Below are 19,722 nucleotides of genomic sequence, written 5' to 3'. Positions count from 1 at the left end.
GCTCGGCAGATGGGCGCAACTGGGGTAAGATGACCCCCATCGTTTCTCCCGCCCCGGCGGACACCACAGCAGGGCCAGCCTTGAATCACCTCGAACCCGCCAGTCAGAGCAGACAACAGCAGATCTTCACCGTCACCCGCCTCAACAGCGCCGTGCGCATGATCCTGGAGCAGGATCTGGGGCTGGTGTGGCTCACCGGCGAGCTCTCGAACCTCGCGATGCCAAGTTCCGGCCACTGGTACTTCTCCCTCAAGGACATGTCGGCCCAGGTGCGCTGCGCCATGTTCAAGGGCAACAACCGCCGGGTGCCGTTCCGTCCCCAGGATGGCATGCAGGTGCTGGTGCAGGCGCGAGTCTCCCTCTATGAACCCCGGGGCGACTACCAGCTCATCATCGAGTCCATGCAGCCCGCCGGGGATGGCATGCTGGCCCTGCGCTTCGAGGAGCTCAAGCGTCGCCTCGGGGCCGAAGGGCTCTTTGACGAAGGGCGCAAGCGCCCCTTGCCCCAGGAACCCCGCGCCGTCGGGCTGGTCACCTCCGCCACCGGCGCCGCCCTGCACGACATGCTGACGGTGCTTGAACGCCGCGCCCCGGACTTGCCCGTTTTCATCTACCCGACCCAGGTGCAGGGGAGCGCCGCCACCGCCCAGATCGTCTCGGCCATCATGCTTGCCAACCGCCGCGCCGAGGTGGATGTGCTCATCGTCGGACGCGGCGGCGGCTCCCTTGAAGATCTCTGGTGCTTCAACGAAGAGGCGGTGGCACGGGCCATCGCAGGCTCCGCCATCCCCGTGGTGAGCGCCGTAGGACACGAGGTGGACGTCACCATCAGCGACTTTGCCGCCGACCTTCGTGCCCCCACCCCCTCTGCCGCCGCCGAGCTGGTGGCGCCGGACAGGCGCACCCGCGCCCAGCGCCTCTTGCACCTGCGCCAGCGGCTCACCCAGGCCATGAGCCGTCACCAGGTCGCCGCCCGCCATGGCTTCGTCCTGCTGCAGAAGCGGCTCGATCATCAGGATCCCAAGCGACGGCTGGAGCAGCAGTCCCAGCGCCTCGACGAGCTCGACCGCCGCTTGCAGCAGCACCTGCGTGATCGCCTGCACCAGGGGGAGCGGCGCCTGGCGGGCCTCGCGATGCGCCTGCAGGCCAGAAGCCCCGAAAAGCGGCTGGCCATCGGCAAACGTCGTCACCAGCTTGCCGAGGAGCGCCTCCATACCCTCATCGCAAAACGCCAGGATCTCGCCCGCCACCGCCTCGCCATGCTGGGAGCCCGCCTCGACGGCATCAGCCCGCTGGCCACCCTGGGGCGCGGTTACGCCATCGTGCGCACCCCCTCCGGGGAGGTGATCCGCCGCACATCCCAGGTCAATGCAGGCCAGACCCTGATCACCACCCTCGCAGAGGGAGCGCTGCGGGTACGGGTGGACGAGGTCGACAACCGCTGACAAAAAGCGGGGGCTTGCACCAGGCCCCCGCCTCCTTTCTGTGCTCCGATAGCCCGTTATACCCGGGCATGACCGGCCATCTTGCCCGGGTGGCCGGATGGTGTCTCGCCCTCCTTGCTCCCCCCCGGTGGATTGCACCTCAGATACTCGAACAACCCGGCCTGCAAATTCACGTTCCAGAAACGCCCCGCCAGGGTGAGGGTGAGACGCTCGGCCGAGAGCCGTGCCAGCCCGTGTCGCTGCCAGGCCTCAAAGAGCGGCATCAGGTGGGAGACCAGCCCCTGTGGCAATTGCGACAACGCCAGCCATCCGGTATCGAGCCCCCCTCGCAGCAGCCCGTCGAGACGGGCATCGGGATTGGGCCTCATCACCATGCTGGGAGCACGCACGCCCCCCGCCTGCGCCTCATGCCAGGGCGCCAGATCCCGGCCATACATGAGGCCGTGGCCGTGAATGTTGCCTCCCGCCCCTGCGCCGAAGGGCAGGATCTCGGCGCCCCACTTGGCCATCTGGTTGTAGCGGCTCTGCTCGGCATCGGTGCGCCGCCAGTGGCTGCAGGAGAGCCGCTCCCAGCCCCCCGCCTCCAGCGTCCGTGCCCCGTCGGCATACATGACTGCCCGCTGCTGGCCATCGGCGGCCCAGCCCAGGGTGCCTTTCTCGTCGGCGCGCGCCAGGTTGGTGCCCGCCATGGAGATGAGTTGATAGAGATCCACCCCGTGCACCCCGCTCGCCATCACATCCGCGATATCCTGGCGCCACACGGCCTCATCCTGCCCCGGCAGACCGAAGATGAGATCCGCCACGATCACCGCCTCGTTGTGGCGGGTCAGCGCCGCCAGCCGGGACAGCAAGGTCTCCCTGTCATCGAAGCGGGCCGCCTGCTGGCGCACGCGGGTATCAAAACTCTGCACGCCGAACGAGAAGCGGTTGAAACCGCCCGCCAGGGCCGTCTGCCACTTCTCGTCATCAAAGCCGTTGAGTCGCCCCTCCAGGGTCAGCTCCGCATCCACGGTCAGGGGAAAACGGCGGATGGCGCTGGCCAGGCGGGCGAGATCGCCCGCCGCCATGTCGGTTGGCGTGCCGCCCCCCACATAGACCGCCGAGAAAGGCCGGCTCTGGGCAAGCGGCGTCTCGGCTGCCTGGCGCAGCGACCCGCAGAGTGCCTCCATGTAGCGGCTCATGCGCGCCGGATTGGCGCCGTTTTCGAAGAAGTTGCAAAAACTGCAGCGCTTGCGGCAAAACGGGATATGGATATAGAGCGCTCGGGCCTTGGCCTCGCTCTCCTGCTGCCACCAGGCTTGCCAGCCGGCATCGTCCAGCATCAGGGGGGCGGCCCCTCCCCGGCTGGCATGGGCCGACGTCTTGGCGGTGAAGGCGAATTTGAGGGGATCCGGGGTACAAAGCCCCGTCATGGTCGAAGAAAGCTGGAGAGTCGTCACTGGGGTTACCCTGCGTAAATAACGCAAATGATAACGAATATCAGTTGCAGGTATTTGTGCTGGATCAAGTCGGGAAGGATTGAGTCGTCACTCTGTCTCCATCAGGGCAACAGCGCGTCAGACAAGGAAGGCGTGAAACAACAAGGGAAGAGAGCCACTCTCCCACTGGAGAGTGGTGGCACACACAGGATCAGGCGGTTGATTCAAGGCTCCCGACGGGAGCGCCGCGCCGATACCGGCTGACGGGGGTCAGCCATTGCCGATGATGATGGCAACCCGGCGATTTTCCGCTCGTCCGGCAGCGGTCGCGTTGTCGGCGATGGGCGCCTCTTCTCCGCGGCCGCGGATATCCAGGTTCCCCTGGGGCATACCCACCGACACCAGGACATCGGCCACCGACCGTGCCCGCTTGAGGGAGAGTTGCTGGTTGTAGGCCTCATCACCGTTGGAGTCGGTATGACCGTCCACCCGGGCCCGATTCAGTCCTACCTCAATCAGGGCCTTGCCGAGTTTCTCCACCACCTGGCGGGTCTCGGGGTTGAGGGCCCCCACATTGTTGGCGAACAGCACCTTGTTGGAGATATCCAGGGTCCATCCCTCGTCGGTCAGGTGAAATCCCTGCTCCTTCAAGGCGGCGATCTGCTCCGCCGTGAGCCCCTGGGGAGGGCTCTGGCACGCCGCCAGCACACTCAGCAACAGTGCCACCAGGCCCGCTTTGATCGGGTTCAACATGCGCATTCTTATCATCCTTTCACTATTTCCGGTTCAACTTCACGTGCTCGTTTTTCGTGTTTCTCTCTCCTCCCTGCGTTGTCGTTTGGCTTGATACATGGCGTCGTCTGCCCATTGCAGCAGGGCATCCGCCGTCTTCCCCTGCTCGGGATAGCGGGCAGAGCCGATGCTGATCCCCACCCCGAGATGGCGACCGTCACTCAATACCACGGGGGTGTTCATGGCCTGCTGCACTCGTCCTATCACCTCGCGCACCTCGTCCTCCCCCTGGATCGGGGTCAGGAGGATGACGAACTCATCTCCCCCCAGCCGGCAGACCAGATCCAGGGGCCTGAGCTGATGCTGCACCCGCCGCGCCACGGCGATCAGCACTTCGTCGCCGATGCTGTGGCCCAGGTTGTCATTGATCTGCTTGAAACGATCGCAATCCAGATAGAGCAGGGCAAAACCTTCATGCCCCTTGTTGCCTGCCAGGATGGCCTGCTCCATGCGAGCCTCGAACAGAGCGCGGTTGGGCAGACCGGTCAGGGGATCATGGGTTGCCTGATGCAGCAGGCTGGCGTTCTCCCGCTTCTGGTGGGCCTGCCAGGCTTCCAGCTCGTCGAGCAGCGAATTGAAATCCTCGCCCAGCTCGTGCAGCTCGGCGATATTGGCCGCCGGCACCCGCTCCTTGAGGGCCCGCTGGCGGCTGACGTTGTAAGCCACCTCGGTCAGGGCCTTGAGGGGTGCCGTGATGGAGCGTTGCATCCGGCGCGCCACATGGAGTGCCCCGAGAATACTGATGAGCAGGCACACCAGGGTAGCCAGCAAGGTCTGCAATAGGAATCGCAACAGGTACTGGCCGTGACCGACCAGATGCACCCTGGCTATCTCCTTGTGCTCGCGCACCATGGGGAGCGCCACGGGCCCCGGCAGGATCAGGCGGGCCAGGTGCTGCTCCAGGGTGGTCCAGGGGGTAGTGATGTCCCGGCGCCAGCTCGCCAGCACCTGGCCGTCCGGCAGCACTATGCTGGCGCTGGCTATGTCTTCCCGGGAGGTGATGGTCTCCAGGGCATCCAGTGCCGCCTCCTTGTCATGGAAGACCACGGCCGCCTCAGTGGTGTAGCTGATGGCCCGCGCCACCAGCTTGAGGTTGTGATCCGCATAAAGGCGCAGCGCCAGCAACGCCGTGACGGTCAGAAACAACCCGGCCATGCAGACGGCAGTCAGGGAGATCATCATGTGGGTGCGCCCCAGACTCTGTCGCAGGGTAAGCCTGGGAGTGGCGTGATGGACCGTCATCGCAGCTCCTCATCGGCTCGCGCGAGCTTGAGCACGGCCGGGTGCACTCGCACACCGCTGCGGGCCAACGCATCCAGATTGACCCGAAAACGCACCCTCTCCTCCCCGGCCTGCAGACAGAAGACCGCATCGGCGATGCATTCGCGGCTCTGCTCACTGATGCTGAGGATGGCGTGACCGCGCAGGCGCTCGAACAGGGAGAGGCGCTGCGCCGGTGCCAGCACCCCCAGATAGATGACATCGCAGCGCTGGATCAGCGCCTCATCGTCCATGTCGTAGCGATGGACCTCCACCGGTCGGCCATTGGCCTGCCGTTCAATGGTCAGAAGGGATGACGCATATTCCGTGGGCGCCGTGATGCAGAGCCGAAGTCTGGCGGGCTCGCTGGGCCAGCGGGTGTAACTGAGGATATCGAGCACGGTCTGGCGCACCATGTCGCTGCGCGCCTCGGCGGAGGTCGCCGCCATGGCCTGGTTTGCCAGCATCAGCATGCAGCACAGTGGCGTCAGCCACATCAGTAACCGGAGGTAACAAAACATCTGCATGGTGCCCGCGAGAGTGTCCAGGTCGGCGCCGGGGTCACCCGACGCCCATGATGAGAGTGCCTGCATGGCACCGCACCGAGCTTACCAGCCGGGTGGCCAGCCCCCAGAGGCAAGTGGCACGGTTGCGTCACCGGGTGTCGCAGCCGTGCCTGCAAGGCGCTTAGTGTCCCTGGCAGACACCGTCCATCGACACTACTTCTTGCCAATCCCATATTCGCGCAGCTTGTTGGCGATAGCGGTATGGGAGACACCGAGCCGCTTGGCCAGCTGGCGGGTGGAGGGGAACGCCGGGTAGAGCCGCTCCAGCAGGCGGCTCTCGAAACGCTTCACCGCCTCATCGAGCCCCCCTTCGAACCACTCGTCGATGAGCGGCATGGCATCGGCCGCCACCGGCAAGTCCACGTGCTCGGGTCCAATCTCGTCCCCTTCCAGCAGGGTCATGGCGCGATAGAGGCAGTTGCGCAACTGGCGCACGTTGCCGGGCCAGCGGTAGGCGGTGAGGTACTCGGCCATGTTGCGGGTAAAGCGCGGGCGCGGGCGCTGCAGTTCGCTCGCAAAGCGCGACACGAACTGCTGGGCCAGGGCCATGATGTCCGCCTTGCGCTCGCGCAGCGGCGGCAGATTGAGGCTAAGCACATTGAGGCGGTAGTAGAGATCTTCGCGAAACTTCCCTTCATGGACCAGATCCAGCAACTGCTTCTGGGTGGTGCAGATGAAGCGCACGTTGACCCTCACCTCCTGCTCGTCACCGACCCGGCGAAACACGCCATCTTGCAGCACCCGCAGAAACTTGGTCTGCAGATGGGGGGACATGTCGCCGATCTCGTCCAGCATCAGGGTGCCGCCGCTGGCCAGCTCCAGCACCCCGCGCTTGCCCTCGGTGTTGTTGCCAAAGGCGCCGGGGGCATAGCCGAACAGCTCGCTCTCGGCCACGTTATCCGGCATGGCCGCGCAGTTGAGCGCCATGAAGGGGTGGCTGGAGCGCAGGCTGGCGCCGTGGCAGGCCCGGGCCAGCAACTCCTTGCCGGTGCCGGTCTCCCCCACGATGAGCAAGGGGGCGTCCTGCATCGCGAGCTTGGCTGCCTGGGCCAGCACCTCTTTCATCTTCTGGCTCTCGGCCTGGAGGTGCTCAAAGCCCCCCACTTCCACCGCGTGCAGGGCACTGAAGTGCATGCCGACCCGGCGGGCGGATTTGAGCACCACCACGGCGCCGGCCAGAGCCTGCTTGCCCTTCTCTTCGGCCACGAACAGCGGCATCAGATCGCCCAGGTACTCTTCGCCACCGAGGCTCAGCTTGCAGGTCTGGGGCTTGATCTCCCCCGACTCCAGCCAGCGGCCAAACGAGAAGCCCTTGACCAGGGAGGCGATCGCCACGCCGCGCACCTCGTCCGGTGGCAACGCCAGGGTGGTGAGGGCGGCCTGGTTGGCCTGGGTCACCCGCCCCTTGCTGTCGAGGGAGAAGACCAGGTCCGGCAGCGCCTTGAGCAGGGCCTCTATCTCGTGGTGCTCCCGCTCGGAGGGCATGTAGGGGATGGTCTTGACGTCATAGACGCCGGGAATGCGGCGAATTTCCGGCATCAGATGCTGAAAGTCACGGAACTCCAGCTCGGGAAAATTGAGATAGATGATGCCTGAGGTATCGATTTCGATGCCGCGCAGATCGATGTTGTGCTCCACCAGTCGGTCGAGCAATTCCCGGGTCAGGCCCAGACGGTCTTCACAGCTGACTTCAAGACGCATTCGGCACACACTTCCTAGCTAACATTCTGAATAACGGGATAATACAGACTCGATCCCGCCAGTGCGAGCGCTCCCCCACAAAAATGCGGGCCTGCCCCGCTTTCACCGGGCAGGCCCTGTCTGCGTTGGCGCCAGATGGCGGTTACTTCATCAGTCCGTCGGTGCGGGCTGCCATGATGAAGTCGTTGCGATGCAAGCCGCCTATCTTGTGGGTCCACCAGCTCACGGTCACCTTGCCCCATTCGAGCAAGATCGCCGGATGATGGAACTCCGCCTCCGCCAGTTCTCCGAGGCGGTTGGTGAACGCCAGCCCCTCCTTGAAGTTGCGAAATACAAATTCACGACGCAGTTGCAGCTCGCCGTTGACCACCAGGGGCTGCCAGTCGGGGATGAGGTGCATCAGCTCCCCCAGCTCCTGATCGCTCACCCTGGGGGCATCGGCGCGGCACGCCTCGCATCGTTGACTCGCCAGTTCAGTCATTCGGGACTCCTTTCATGAAACATCGTGGGAATGAATACGGGTCAGCTCGCCTGCTTGCCGGCAACGGGGGCAAAGCGGGGTGGACGCAGGCCAAGACGACGGGCCTCGGCCACGGCCGCCATGATCCCCTGCCCCTCCAGACCATAGAGGGTATCGAGACGAGGCAGCACGAAATAGGTCGGCTGCATGATGTCGATGCGATAGGGGGTACGCAGGATCTCCAGCAGATCGAAGGGTTGCAGCTCGGGCTTGCCCGAGAGGGCATAGGCGGTCTCGCCGATGGAGGAGAGAATGCCGCCGCCGTAGATGCGCAGCCCCTCCTCCCCCTGCAGGAGACCGAACTCCACCGTGAACCAGTAGAGCCGCGCCAGATAGACCCGCTCCTCCTTGCTGGCATGGAGTCCGAGCCGACCATACAGGTGGGTGAAGTGGGCAAAGGCCGGGTTGGTCAGCATGGCGCAGTGGCCGAAGATCTCGTGGAAGATGTCGGGCTCTTGCAGGTAGTCGAGCTCGTCCCGGCGGCGAATGAAGGTAGCGACGGGAAAACGGCGATCAGCGAGCAGCGCGAAGAAGTGATCAAAGGAGATGAGGGCCGGCACCGCCGCCACCGACCAGCCGGTGGCGGGCATCAGGGCGGCATTGATCTCGCCTAGCTGGGGGATGCGGTCCAGAGGCAGGTCGAGGCGTGCCAACCCGGCCTGGTATTCGTCGCAGGCCTTGCCATCGAGCGCCGCAAGCTGGCGTGCAATCAGGATCCGCCAGGTGCCGTGCTCCTCGTCCGTGTAGTGGATCCTGCCCTGCCCATCCGGTTGGCGGGCCGTGTAGAGACTTGCCATGAGTGCTCCCATCCTTCGGGTGCCAGCCGCCATCCGGGCGGTCACTGGCCGTTGAGTCATGGGATCACTGTAACGGTTTGCCCCTCAAAAAAGCAGCCGACCCCGGGGTCGGCTGCTTTTGACAATTGTAAATAATTTGTGACATCCATGTCGGGTGCCAGCCACCTCACGACTTGTTGAGATAACCCGCCAACTGGCCGATCAGCCGCTTGCGCAGCTCGCCCAGTTTCGGCTTCTCGTCGGCACACCAGGGGAGCGGACGACAGGCTTCCATGGTACGCATCCCGAGGCGCGCGGTGAGCAACCCGGCCCCGACCCCTTGGGCGGCGCGGGCGGAGAGCTTGGCGGTCAGCTCGGCCCCCAGCAGATCCATCCCTACCTCGGTCACCAGCTCGGTGGCCCCCGCATAGAGCATGTTGCGAAACACCTGACGAATGAGGCGGATGCGGCTCCAGTAGCCGAGCTCGATGGCGTAGACATCGGCGATGTCCTCGATCATCCGCAGGTTGCGCCAGAGCATCAGCATCATGTCGACGGTGGCGAGCGGGCTCAGGGCCACCAGCACGGCGGCCTCCCCCGACCATTTGGCGACGCAGGCCTGGGCCAGCTTGTCCCGCTCGGTGAGCACCAGCTGGCTGTAGAGGGTCAGCACTTCCCGATCGCTGTGGCTCTCGTCAAGCTGGGATAACCAGGTGCGATACCCTTCCCGCCCCTTGTCACCGCTCTTCTCGGCCAGGGCCTCGCAGAAGGCCTGCCCCTGACCGACCCCCTGATGGGCCAGCAGATCCTCGGCTCTTGAGCGCACATCCTGGCGCCGCTTCAAGGTGCGCAGCCGCAGCCATTCGCGCCCCGCCACCCCGGCGGTGCCCACCGCCACCAGGCCAGAGGCGAGCAGCCAGGCGCCGCCCCAGAAGGGGGAGGCGGCAAACTGATCCACCAGAAAAGCGCCAAACTGGCCAAGCGACAGCAGCCCCACCCCGCCCAGCCCCCAGGCCAGCAGACGATGACGACGCCGAGGCCTGACGGTAAGCGCGGGTTCCACCTCGGTGAGCTCGTCCAGCGCGTCCAGAGGCTCGAAGCTCTCCTCTTCCAGCCGCCGGGCCGGGGCGGGTGGCTGCGCTTCGCTTGCCATCGAAGGCGCGGGCTCCAGCGTCACCTTGCCTTGCAGGGGAGCGGCGTCATCGGTGCGCCATCTTGTCTGATCGTTCATCGCATTCTCTCCTGTGGGCGCCCCTCGAGCACAGCGGGCCACCCACCCGTTATTCGAGGTGATCCCCGAGCAGGAATTCCAGCGCCGCATCGAGCCGGATATGGGGGAGCGCCTGATGGGCGCTCATGGGCAGCGGGCGAAAGGCCTGAAAATCAAACCCTTGAGTTTTCCACCACTGCGCAGGCGGGATCTGGGCAGGCACCTCCCCCGGGAAGAGCAGCAAGGGCTCGCCCGAGAGGGTAGTGCCACGAATGGCGGGAAATTCCCGTCCGTCGGCCACCCCCTTGCCCACCTCGGTGGCCTTGATGGCGGCCAGCGCCAGGCATTCGGTCTCTATCCCCTCGAAACGGGCCTGACCCCGGCCACGGCTCACCAGGTGCTGCAGGAGCGACACCAGAGGCCCGTGCTGCTCCGGCGTGACGTGATCGGCCTTGCTCGCCACAAACAGCAGCTTGTCGATGCGCGGGGCGAACAGACGGCGCCACCAGTTGCTCTTGCCATAGGCGAAGCTTTCCATGATGCGGGCGATGGCCTGCTGCATGTCACCAAAGCTCGCGGCGCCGGCATTGAGAGGCGCCAGGCAGTCCACCAGCACGATCTGGCGATCGAAGCCTGCAAAGTGCTGCTCATAGAAGCCCTGTACCAGATGCTGCTTGTACTGCTCGAAGCGCTGCTTGAAGGTGGCGTAGAGAGTGCCGTCTTCGGGGGAGTGCGTGGGCATCTCCCACACCCAGGGCACGAATTGCAACAGCGGCGCACCGGCATACTCGCCGGGCAACACGAAACGCCCGGGCTGGATGAGGTGAAGCCCGAGCGCCTGCTTGCAGGCGTGCAGATATTCGGTGTAGCGGGCGGCCAGTTCGCTGGCGGCCCGCTCCTCGAAGGCTTGCTCCGCCTGCCAGAGCGGCGTCAGCCAGCCTGCCGCCAGGGCTTGCAGCTCGGGACGACGCAGTTGCTCCCGCACCTGCTCGCTCCACTGCTCGTAGTTCAGATCCAGCAGCGGCAAATCCAGCAGCCACTCCCCGGGATAATCCACCAGATCCACATAGAGGGTGGAGATCTCCCCCAGGTGCCGACGCAGCGGATGGCGGGTGCGATAACGGATCTCGAGGCGTACCTCGGCCACCCCCCGGGTCGGCGCGGGCCAGGCGGGCGGATCGCCAAACAGGGCATCGAGGCCCCGTTCATAGGGAAAGGTGGGAATGTGGGCGTTTTGCTGGGGCACCCGGCGAGCACCAAGGATGCGTCCCTGGCGCTGGGCGTCCCAGAGTGGCAGACGACCGTCGATGGCCGCGTGCTCCAGTTGATTGACCAGCGCCGTGATAAACGCGGTCTTGCCACTGCGAGAGAGGCCGGTGACCGCCAGCCTGATGTGGCGATCCCGGGCCCGGTTCACCGCGTCAACGGCCTTGTGCTGGAGCACCGACCAGGAGTGTTCGAGTTTGTTGCGTATCAAGGCGGGTCTTCTTCTCCTTGTGATCACATCAGAGAGACGGCCGCGAGGCAGTATCCTCGCGGCCCGGCACGATTAGAGCTTGCTGAACTCCCGTTGCAGGGTGAACTCCTTGGAGGTCACCAGCTTCTCGATGCGCTGCACCCTGGGCTCCAGTGCATCCAGCTCCTGGCCGATGCGGGCAAGGGCCTGATGAGGTGTGACGCCTGCCTGCCAGCTGCGCGCCTTCATCCGCACCTCTGCGAACTCGGCATCTTCCTGGGAGTAGAGGGTGACCGGCTTCTTGTCGAGCAAGAACCAGGCGGCAATATAGGCGGTGAAGGTGATGAAACCGGCGAAGATGAGACCACTGATGGCCAGCAGCCGCACGATCCAGGTCTCCACCCCGAAGTACTCTGCCAGACCGGCACAGACCCCGGCAATCTTGCCCCGCTGGGGATCCCGGTACAGGTTGCGCCCTTCACGACTGACACTGTTCATACCTTGTTCCTCCAACCGGGGACTTCCGCATCCAGAATCGACGCCAATACGGTTTCGGCCCGCTCCGGCTTTTTGCCACAGTCATGACATCTCTCATTGAAAACCGTCATACCTTGTTTCTCCAACCAGGAACCTCGGCATCCAGAATCGACTCCAGGGCGCCGACCCGTTCCTGCATCTTCTCGGCACGCACCAGCAAGCCCTGCAGCTGTTCACGCTCACCATCGGCAAGACCGGCGCCAATGCGTCCCTTGGCGCGGTAGTGCAGCACCAGCCAGATGGGGGCCACCACCACCATGAAGACCACCATGGGAACCATCAATACACCCAGCAGATCTTCCATCTGTTACTCTCCCTGTTTCGGTGCCGGATTGTGCTGGCCCAGCTTCTGGCGCATGGCTTCCAGCTCGCGGCTGATCTGGTCGTCCGCTTCCAGCTCGGCAAACTGCTGGGCGAGCGCCTTGTCGGACTGCCCCAGATCGGCGCGGGCTTCCATCTCGTCGATGCGGCGCTCCATGCGCTCGAACTTGCTCACCACGGCCTGACTGTCGCCACGGGCCACCTGGCTTTGCACATTGAGACGGCTGCTGGCGGCTTCGCTGCGAATGGCCATCGCCTTCTGGCGGGCACGGGCGTCTTCCAGCTTGGCTTCCAGCTGGCGGATCTCCTCCCCCAGCTTCTCGATGCCGCTGTCCACCGCCTGCTGTTCACGAGACAGGGCGTCGGCAAGCTCCGCCTGCTTGCTCTTCTCGATGAGGGCGGCACGGGCCAGATCTTCGCGCCCCTTGGTCAGGGCCAGCTCGGCCTTGCCCTGCCACTCGGCGACCCGCTCCTGATGGCGGCTCACCTGACGGCCGATCTCTTTTTGATTCGCGAGGAAGCGGGCCAGGTTGGAGCGCTCCTTCACCAGTTCATCTTCCATCTCCTGGATGATCAGACGCACCATCTTCTGGGGATCTTCCGCCTTGTCGAGCAGAGCCGTCAGATTGGAATTGATGATGTCGGCCAGGCGAGAAAAAATGCTCATGATTGTACTCCTGTGATAGGCATCGGGTTGTGTCTCCATTGACAATGGCAACTTGTGTGCCAATCTGGAACAATATTTAACTTGTTGATTTATATGGGCACCAAGAATGCAGTTCAAGTCCCGGGGAAACAAGTGATGATTAAAATAACCAACTTTTGGTAAGATTAACCAGATTTTTCAACTCACAGGGGCAGGGATGACCACGGCCACGGAAAGTCTGTTGGGTGAATCCAACGCATTTCTAGAAATCATCGAGCAGGCATCGCGCCTCGCGCCGCTGCGCAAGCCCGTGCTCATCATCGGCGAGCGGGGGACCGGCAAGGAGCTCATCGCCCACCGCCTACATTATCTCTCGGATCGCTGGGATCAAAGCTTTGTCACCATCAACTGCGCCACCTTGAGCGAGAGCCTGCTGGAGACCGAGCTGTTTGGCCACGAGGCGGGCTCTTTCACTGGCGCCGCCAAGCGTCATCAGGGGCGCTTCGAGCGGGCCGACGGCGGCACCCTGTTCCTCGACGAACTGGCCACCACCAGCGCCCGGGTGCAGGAAAAACTGCTGCGGGTCATCGAGTACGGGGAGTTCGAACGCGTGGGCGGTGCCAAGCCCCTCAAGGTGGATGTGCGGCTGGTGTGCGCCACCAACGAGGATCTGCCTGCACTGGCAGAGAAAGGACGGTTTCGTCACGACCTGCTGGACCGGCTCGCCTTCGACGTCATCACCCTGCCCCCCCTGCGGGAGCGGCGCGAGGACATCCTGATGCTGGCGGAGCACTTCGCCCACGGCATGACCCGGGAGCTGGGGTATCCGCTCTTTGCCGGCTTCTCGCGCAAGGCGACCCAGCTGCTGCAAGATTACCCCTGGCCGGGCAACGTGCGGGAGCTCAAGAACGTGGTGGAGCGCAGTCTCTATCGCCAGGGCAACCCCCAGTTGCCGCTGGCGGATCTGGTGCTCAATCCCTTTGACTCCCCCTGGCGCCCCCGTGCCCGAGGTGACGCCGCCCCTTCCACGGACGCGCCGACCTCGGCAGAGACGGCCCCGACCCCGACCCTGCCGCTGGATCTCAAAGGGGCGGTGGCGGAGTACGAGATTAATTTACTCAAGCAAGCGATGCAGCAATCCCAGTATAATCAGCGCAAAGCAGCCCAGTTGCTGGCCCTGAGCTATCACCAGTTCCGGGGGATGCTGCGCAAATATCAATTGCTGGACGGGGATGACAACAGTGGCAACCAGGAGGCGGGCTGATGCCTGGCACCGGGTCTGTGCGCACGGATAACGCGGCGCACGTCACCCCCGACGGGAGCGCCTGCCCGGCCGCCCCCCGCAACGCGCCCGCCCCCTGGCGGGCAACTTTGTCTGAAAACATGGTTCCAACATGAGAATGCTCACCCCCCTGCTGCTTGGTCTCCTGGTCCTGGTCAGCGGCTGTCAGAAACGCGATGAAGCCTCCAAAACCGGGCTCATCTATTGTGCCGAAGGGGCACCCCGAACCTTCAACCCGCAGCTTGCCAATTCGGATGCGACCCTGGATGCCAGTGCCCGTCCCATCTACGATCGCCTGCTCGAGGTCAATGCCAACACCCTCGGCATCGAAGGGGGGCTCGCCACCCGCTGGCAAAGCAGCGAGGACGGCCTCTCCTATACCCTGACCCTGCGCAAGGGAGTGACCTTCCACCGTACCCCCTGGTTCAGCCCGACCCGTCACTTCAATGCCGACGACGTCCTGTTCACCTGGCAGCGTCTGCTGGACGAACACCACCCCTTCCACGCCGTCTCCGGCGGCGAGTACCCCTATTTTTACAGCCTGGGGCTCGGCAACCTCATCAAGCGGGTCTACAAGAAGGGGCCCTATGAGGTGGTGTTCGAGCTGAACCGCCCCGATGCCTCCTTCCTCGCCACCCTGGCCAGCGACTACGCCATCGTGCTCTCCGCCGAGTACGGGGAGCAGATGCTAAAGGCCGGCACCCCGGCGCTGCTGGACAGCCGCCCCATCGGCACCGGCCCCTTCAGCTTCAAGGAGTATCGCCACAACGAGTTCGTGCGCTACCTGCGCCACCCCGGCTACTGGGGCGGCGAGGCCAGAATGGAGCAGCTCATCTACGACATCACCCCCAAATCCTCCAAGCGCCTTGCCAAGCTGCTGACCGGCGAGTGCGACGTGATGAGCACCCCCTCTGCCAGCCAGTTGTCGGTGATCGACAAAGACTCCCACCTGGATCTGTCGGTGCAGTCGGGGATGAACGTCGCCTTCCTCGCCCTCAATACCCGCAAGGCCCCTTTCAACAAGGTGCAGGTGCGCCAGGCCCTCGCCAGCGCCATCAATGTGCAGAATCTGCTGCAGGCGGTCTATTTCGAGACCGGCCAGAGCGCCGCCAGCCTGCTGCCGCCCCTCTCCTGGGGCTACAACCCCTCCCTGCCCCAGCGCAAGCCGGATCTCAAGCTCGCTCGCCAGTTGCTCAAGGACGCGGGCTACCCCAACGGCTTCGAGATGCAGGTGCTGGTGCAACCCGGCGCCCGTCCCTACAACCCGGACGGCCTCAAAACGGCGCAACTGATGCGCAGCGATTTCGCCAAGATTGGGGTGAGCCTCAAGATAGTGCAGCAGGCCTGGCCGGTCATCGAAACCCGGCTCGCCCATGGACAATATGACAGCCTGCTCTCGGGCTGGATCGCCGACAACGCGGATCCGGACAACTTCTTCCGCCAGTTGCTGAGCTGCGCCGCCGTCGAGCGGGGCAACAACTACAGCCGCTGGTGCAGCCCGGCGTTTGATCAGCTGCTGGACGATGCGGTGACTACCCCGCAGCTCGCCTTCCGCCTGCGCAACTATTACTATGCCCAGTCCCTGCTCAACGAGCAGTTGCCGCTCATTCCCCTGGCCCATGCCCTGAGAACCCAGGTGAGTCGCAGCGACATTCAGGGGCTGACCCTGATGCCCTTTGGCGGCACCACCTTCAACCAGGCCCATCGGGAGTGACCATGACAGATAACCACTCCATCGTCGGGCCATCGGCGCACCGTCCCCAGGAGGCATAAGCATGTTTTTCTATATCCTGCGCCGCATCACCCTGCTGGTGATCACCCTCCTGGTGCTGACTCTGGGGGCCTACCTCCTGGAGTTTCGCCTCATCACCCAGGTGCTGGATTTCTGGCACGGCTATCCTGACTTCCTCCAGCGCATCGCCGCCGGGGATTTCGGGCTCTCCAGCGTTTCCGGCCAGCCGGTCCTCGACGAGATCCGTCACTACTTCCCGGCGACCCTGACCCTCTGCCTCGCCGCCTTCGCCATCTCGCTGCTGGTGGGCATCCCCCTGGGCACCCTGGCGGCCCTCTATCAGGGGCGCAGCCCGGATCTCTCCATCATGGCCGCCGGCCTCGTCGGCTATGCCATCCCGGTCTTCTGGCTGGGGCTGCTGATGGTGATGTTCTTCTCCCTGGATCTTGGCTGGCTCCCCTCCTCTGGCCAGATCAGCCTGCTCTACGACGTGCCCTCCATCACCGGGATCGCCATCGTCGATGTGTTGATGAGCCAGGAGCCCTGGCGGGAGGCGGCCCTGCACGACGCCCTGCGCCATCTGGTACTGCCTTCTCTGGTGCTGGCCGTGGTGCCCACCACCGAGGTGATCCGCCACGTGCGCAGCTCCCTCATCGACGTGATGAAACAGAACTACATCAAGGCCGCCGCCAGCCGCGGACTCTCCCGCCGCCAGATCGTCTGGCGTCACGGGCTCAAGAACGCCCTGCCCCCCGTGTTGCCGCTGTTGGGGCTGCAACTTGGCAGCGTGCTCACCTCCGCCATGATCACCGAGGTGGTGTTCGACTGGCCCGGCATCGGCCGCTGGCTGGTGAGCAGCATCGCGCTGCAGGACTATGCCGCCATCCGCGGCGCCTTCCTGGTGGTGGCGAGCTTCGTCATCTTCATCAGCGTCAGCACCGATCTGCTGACCACCATCATGTATCCGGCACGGCGTAAAGAACTCTATGCAAGACAAGATTGATTGCGGTCTGTGGATGAACCACGGCGGCCCATGGGCCACCGGCGCACAGGCGTGTCCATCCCCTTGCGACCAGCACGGGAGCCTGCATCATGCACGATAAATCGAACATCTATCCAGAGCTCAAGATCCTCTCCCCCCTGGAGCAGACCTGGGCCTCCTACCGGCGCAACCCGCTGGCCATGGCGGGGCTCTGGTGCTTCGGTCTGCTGCTGCTGGTGACCCTCATCGGTCCCCTGGTGATCCCCTACGGCATCGACGATCAGCACAGCAACCACCTGCTGCTCGCCCCCTCCTGGGCCAACAGCGGCAACATCGATTACTTCCTGGGGACCGACGATCTGGGGCGCGACATCCTCTCCCGTCTGGTGGCCGGGGCCAGACTCACCTTCGGCAACGCCCTGCTGGTGGTGCTCATCGCGCTGGTCATCGGCTCGGCCATCGGCATCCTCGGCGGCATGAGCAAGGGGGTGAAGTCGAGCGTGCTCCATCACCTGCTCGATACCCTGCTCTCCATCCCGTCCCTGCTGCTGGCCATCATCGTCGTGGCCATCCTGGGGCCGGGTCTGTTCAACACCCTGATCGCCATCACGCTCGCGTTGATACCGCCTTTCATCCGGGCCACCTACAACGCGGTCCACGCCGAGATGCAGAAGGAGTACATCATCGCAAGCCGCCTCGACGGCTCTCCGCCCCAGCGGATCATGCGTCTGGCCATCTTGCCGAACATCGTCGAGACCCTGGTGACCCAGACCACCCGCACCCTCTCCGCCGCCATCCTGGACATCTCGGCGGTGGGCTTCCTCGGTCTCGGGGCCCAGTCTCCCCAGCCGGAGTGGGGTGCCATGCTGGCCGATTCGAGCGATCTTATCTATCTGGCCCCCTGGACGGTGACCCTGCCCGGGATGGCCATTCTGTTCAGCGTTCTGGTGACCAACCTGGTGGGCGAAGGCATCCGCGAAGCACTCAAAGAGGGGAACGACTGATGTTGCCAGCCTTGTTATCTATCCCCGCCCCCGGACGCCCTGAGCGACCCGGCTGCGCCCTGAACGGGAGACATTGCTGATGCCCCTGCTCGATATACGCAACCTCACCATCGAAATCGACACCCCCCAGGGCAAGGTCAAGGCGGTGGACAGAGTCAGCCTGACCCTGAACGAGGGGGAGATCCGCGGGCTGGTGGGGGAATCCGGCTCGGGCAAGAGCCTGGTGGCCAAGGTGATCGTTGGCATCCAGAAGGACAACTGGACGGTGCGCGCCGACCGGATGCGCTTCAACGACATGGACCTGCTGACCATGGCGCCCAAGGAACGGCGCCGCATCATGGGGCGGGAGATAGCGATGATCTTCCAGGATCCCATCAGCTGCCTAGACCCCTCGGAGGAGATAGGCACCCAGCTCGAAGAGGCCATCCCCACCAGCGCCTTCACCGGCAAGTTCTGGCAGCGCTTCCAGTGGCGCAAGAAGCGGGCCATCGCCCTGCTGCACCGGGTCGGGGTCAAGGATCACCGCAAGGTCATGCGGGCCTATCCCCACGAGCTGTCAGACGGCATGTGCCAGAAGGTGATGATCGCCATGGCCATCGCCAACCAGCCGCGCCTGCTGGTGGCGGACGAACCCACCAGCGCCATGGAGTCCACCACCCACTCCCAGATCCTGCGGTTGCTGGACAAGATGAACAAGCTGGGCAATACCACCATCCTCATCATCAGCAACGACATCGCCGCCATCGCGAACCTGACCGACACCCTCAACATCATGTATTGCGGCCAGATGGTGGAAGTGGGGACCCGGGACCAGATCCTGGAATCCCCTCACCACCCCTATACGGATGCCCTGCTCAAGTCCATCCCGGACTTTGACAAACTGGTGCGCCACAAGTCCCGGCTCGAGACCCTGCCCGGGGTGATACCGCCGCTGCAGCATCTGCCCATCGGCTGCCGCCTCGGCCCACGCTGCCCCTACGCCCAGAAGCAGTGCGTGCAGACACCGCTGATGAGCAAGGTCAAGGGGCATCAGTTCAGTTGCCACTTCCCCCTCAACATGGAAGAACCGAAGAAATGAACCGGCACCAGACCCTGATCCGGGGCACCTGCCCGCCCCGTCAGCCCCTCTATCCGGCGAGCGCACCCAAGGAGACCACGTCGTGACCGAACCTTCCCTGTTGCAGGTCAGGGGCCTGTGCAAGACCTACCAGAACCGCACCGGCCTGTTCAGGCGCCGCGCGGTGGAGGCGATAAAGCCCCTCTCGTTCGATCTCGAGGTGGGCCAGACCCTGGCCATCGTCGGGGAGGCGGGCTCGGGCAAGAGCACCCTGGCCCGCATTCTGGCGGGCATGATTGAACCGAGTGGCGGGGAGATCGCCATCGAGGGGCAACCCATGGTCCACGGCGATTACCAGACCCGCTGCAAGCTGCTGCGGATGATCTTCCAGGACCCCAACACCTCCCTTAACCGGAAAATCCGGGTCGGCCAGATCCTGGAGACCCCCCTTCGCCTCAACACGGCCCTGAGCGAGGAGGAGCGCCGGGAGAAGGTGATCCAGACCCTGCGCATGGTGGGCATGCTGCCCGACCACGCCCTCTTCTATCCCCAGATGCTCTCCGCCGGCCAGCAGCAGCGGGTGGGGCTGGCACGGGCGCTCATCCTCAATCCCAAGATAGTGGTGGCGGACGAGGCGCTCTCGACCCTGGATATTTCGGTACGCTCCCAGATCATCAACCTGCTGCTGGAGATGCAGGAGACCATGGGGCTGAGCTATGTGCTGGTGGCCAACGATCTGGGGATCGTCAGCCACATCAGCGACGAGGTGCTGGTGATGCACGAAGGCCGTGTGGTGGAGCGCGGCAAGACCTTGCGGGTCTTCGCCGATCCCCAGCACGACGTCACCCGCCGCCTCATTCAGAACTACAACAACGAATACCGCCGCTGATCCCGCGGCGCGTTTCCCCTTGCGCCAGACATAAAAAAACCCGGCCTGATGTCTCATCAGTCGCCGGGGGATTGCGCTCAAAAAGTGATTGCGTCGCTCGTAGTAGGAACAGGGGAATGGTAGGCAGC

General features: G+C 64.3%; 19 protein-coding genes. 7 read left to right on the top strand and 12 right to left on the bottom strand.

Annotated elements, in window-relative coordinates; genetic code table 11:
• The first annotated feature begins 80 nt into the window (after nucleotides 1–80).
• Nucleotides 81–1,445 (top strand): exodeoxyribonuclease VII large subunit, encoded by a 1,365-nt coding sequence (xseA, locus tag AB7E19_RS04655; RefSeq protein WP_427934734.1) that lies wholly within the window; start codon nucleotides 81–83, stop codon nucleotides 1,443–1,445.
• A 56-nt stretch (nucleotides 1,446–1,501) separates the two neighbouring features.
• On the opposite strand, the gene hutW is transcribed toward xseA, so the two are convergent.
• The 12 genes from hutW to pspA all read right to left on the bottom strand — a co-directional run bounded on the left by hutW (nucleotide 1,502) and on the right by pspA (nucleotide 12,669).
• On the bottom strand, nucleotides 1,502–2,857 hold the full coding sequence (gene hutW, locus AB7E19_RS04650; RefSeq protein ID WP_427934733.1) for a heme anaerobic degradation radical SAM methyltransferase ChuW/HutW: 1,356 nt from the start codon (nucleotides 2,855–2,857) through the stop codon (nucleotides 1,502–1,504).
• 276 nt (nucleotides 2,858–3,133) lie between these two features.
• Nucleotides 3,134–3,622 (bottom strand): OmpA family protein, encoded by a 489-nt coding sequence (locus AB7E19_RS04645; RefSeq protein ID WP_010674543.1) that lies wholly within the window; start codon nucleotides 3,620–3,622, stop codon nucleotides 3,134–3,136.
• Between the two features lie 33 nt (nucleotides 3,623–3,655).
• Nucleotides 3,656–4,897, bottom strand: a complete 1,242-nt coding sequence (locus AB7E19_RS04640) for a diguanylate cyclase domain-containing protein (RefSeq protein ID WP_279989505.1) — start codon at nucleotides 4,895–4,897, stop codon at nucleotides 3,656–3,658.
• On the bottom strand, nucleotides 4,894–5,412 hold the full coding sequence (locus AB7E19_RS04635; RefSeq protein WP_427934672.1) for a YfiR family protein: 519 nt from the start codon (nucleotides 5,410–5,412) through the stop codon (nucleotides 4,894–4,896). Before AB7E19_RS04635 ends, AB7E19_RS04640 begins: the two co-directional genes overlap by 4 nt.
• 222 nt (nucleotides 5,413–5,634) lie before the next feature.
• Nucleotides 5,635–7,182, bottom strand: coding sequence for a transcriptional regulator TyrR (tyrR, locus tag AB7E19_RS04630; protein WP_010674540.1), 1,548 nt, complete (start codon nucleotides 7,180–7,182; stop codon nucleotides 5,635–5,637).
• A gap of 142 nt (nucleotides 7,183–7,324) precedes the next feature.
• Complete coding sequence (locus tag AB7E19_RS04625; RefSeq protein WP_010674539.1) at nucleotides 7,325–7,663, bottom strand: 4a-hydroxytetrahydrobiopterin dehydratase; 339 nt, start codon at nucleotides 7,661–7,663, stop codon at nucleotides 7,325–7,327.
• A gap of 41 nt (nucleotides 7,664–7,704) precedes the next feature.
• The gene (phhA, locus tag AB7E19_RS04620; protein WP_041215282.1) at nucleotides 7,705–8,499 is read right to left on the bottom strand and encodes a phenylalanine 4-monooxygenase; all 795 of its coding nucleotides are present in this window, start codon (nucleotides 8,497–8,499) and stop codon (nucleotides 7,705–7,707) included.
• Nucleotides 8,500–8,665: 166 nt separating this feature from the next.
• A complete protein-coding gene (locus tag AB7E19_RS04615; RefSeq protein ID WP_427934671.1) occupies nucleotides 8,666–9,709 on the bottom strand; it encodes a YcjF family protein in 1,044 nt (347 codons plus the stop codon).
• Between the two features lie 49 nt (nucleotides 9,710–9,758).
• Nucleotides 9,759–11,165: a YcjX family protein gene (locus AB7E19_RS04610; protein WP_219604733.1), complete on the bottom strand. Its 1,407-nt coding sequence runs from the start codon at nucleotides 11,163–11,165 to the stop codon at nucleotides 9,759–9,761.
• 72 nt (nucleotides 11,166–11,237) lie between these two features.
• Nucleotides 11,238–11,642 (bottom strand): envelope stress response membrane protein PspC, encoded by a 405-nt coding sequence (gene pspC / locus AB7E19_RS04605; RefSeq protein ID WP_010674535.1) that lies wholly within the window; start codon nucleotides 11,640–11,642, stop codon nucleotides 11,238–11,240.
• Nucleotides 11,643–11,748: 106 nt separating this feature from the next.
• A complete protein-coding gene (gene pspB / locus AB7E19_RS04600; protein WP_005300084.1) occupies nucleotides 11,749–11,985 on the bottom strand; it encodes an envelope stress response membrane protein PspB in 237 nt (78 codons plus the stop codon).
• Between the two features lie 3 nt (nucleotides 11,986–11,988).
• Nucleotides 11,989–12,669, bottom strand: a complete 681-nt coding sequence (pspA, locus tag AB7E19_RS04595; protein ID WP_010674534.1) for a phage shock protein PspA — start codon at nucleotides 12,667–12,669, stop codon at nucleotides 11,989–11,991.
• Between the two features lie 196 nt (nucleotides 12,670–12,865).
• Here pspA and pspF point away from each other — a divergent pair, with 196 nt between their 5' ends.
• From pspF to AB7E19_RS04565, 6 genes are all read left to right on the top strand, one after another.
• Nucleotides 12,866–13,912 (top strand): phage shock protein operon transcriptional activator, encoded by a 1,047-nt coding sequence (gene pspF, locus AB7E19_RS04590; protein WP_171864790.1) that lies wholly within the window; start codon nucleotides 12,866–12,868, stop codon nucleotides 13,910–13,912.
• Between the two features lie 136 nt (nucleotides 13,913–14,048).
• On the top strand, nucleotides 14,049–15,644 hold the full coding sequence (gene sapA, locus AB7E19_RS04585) for an ABC transporter substrate-binding protein SapA (protein WP_010674532.1): 1,596 nt from the start codon (nucleotides 14,049–14,051) through the stop codon (nucleotides 15,642–15,644).
• A 61-nt stretch (nucleotides 15,645–15,705) separates the two neighbouring features.
• Nucleotides 15,706–16,665: an ABC transporter permease gene (locus tag AB7E19_RS04580; RefSeq protein ID WP_010674531.1), complete on the top strand. Its 960-nt coding sequence runs from the start codon at nucleotides 15,706–15,708 to the stop codon at nucleotides 16,663–16,665.
• A gap of 89 nt (nucleotides 16,666–16,754) precedes the next feature.
• Nucleotides 16,755–17,648 (top strand): ABC transporter permease subunit, encoded by an 894-nt coding sequence (locus AB7E19_RS04575; protein WP_010674530.1) that lies wholly within the window; start codon nucleotides 16,755–16,757, stop codon nucleotides 17,646–17,648.
• 79 nt (nucleotides 17,649–17,727) lie between these two features.
• Complete coding sequence (locus AB7E19_RS04570; protein ID WP_010674529.1) at nucleotides 17,728–18,726, top strand: oligopeptide/dipeptide ABC transporter ATP-binding protein; 999 nt, start codon at nucleotides 17,728–17,730, stop codon at nucleotides 18,724–18,726.
• Between the two features lie 82 nt (nucleotides 18,727–18,808).
• Nucleotides 18,809–19,594 (top strand): ATP-binding cassette domain-containing protein, encoded by a 786-nt coding sequence (locus tag AB7E19_RS04565; RefSeq protein ID WP_039039015.1) that lies wholly within the window; start codon nucleotides 18,809–18,811, stop codon nucleotides 19,592–19,594.
• Nucleotides 19,595–19,722 lie beyond the last annotated feature (128 nt).

The organism is Aeromonas sp. (genome assembly GCF_050252055.1).
Lineage (GTDB): Bacteria > Pseudomonadota > Gammaproteobacteria > Enterobacterales > Aeromonadaceae > Aeromonas > Aeromonas caviae.
This window is presented reverse-complemented; position numbering and strand designations above follow the sequence as displayed.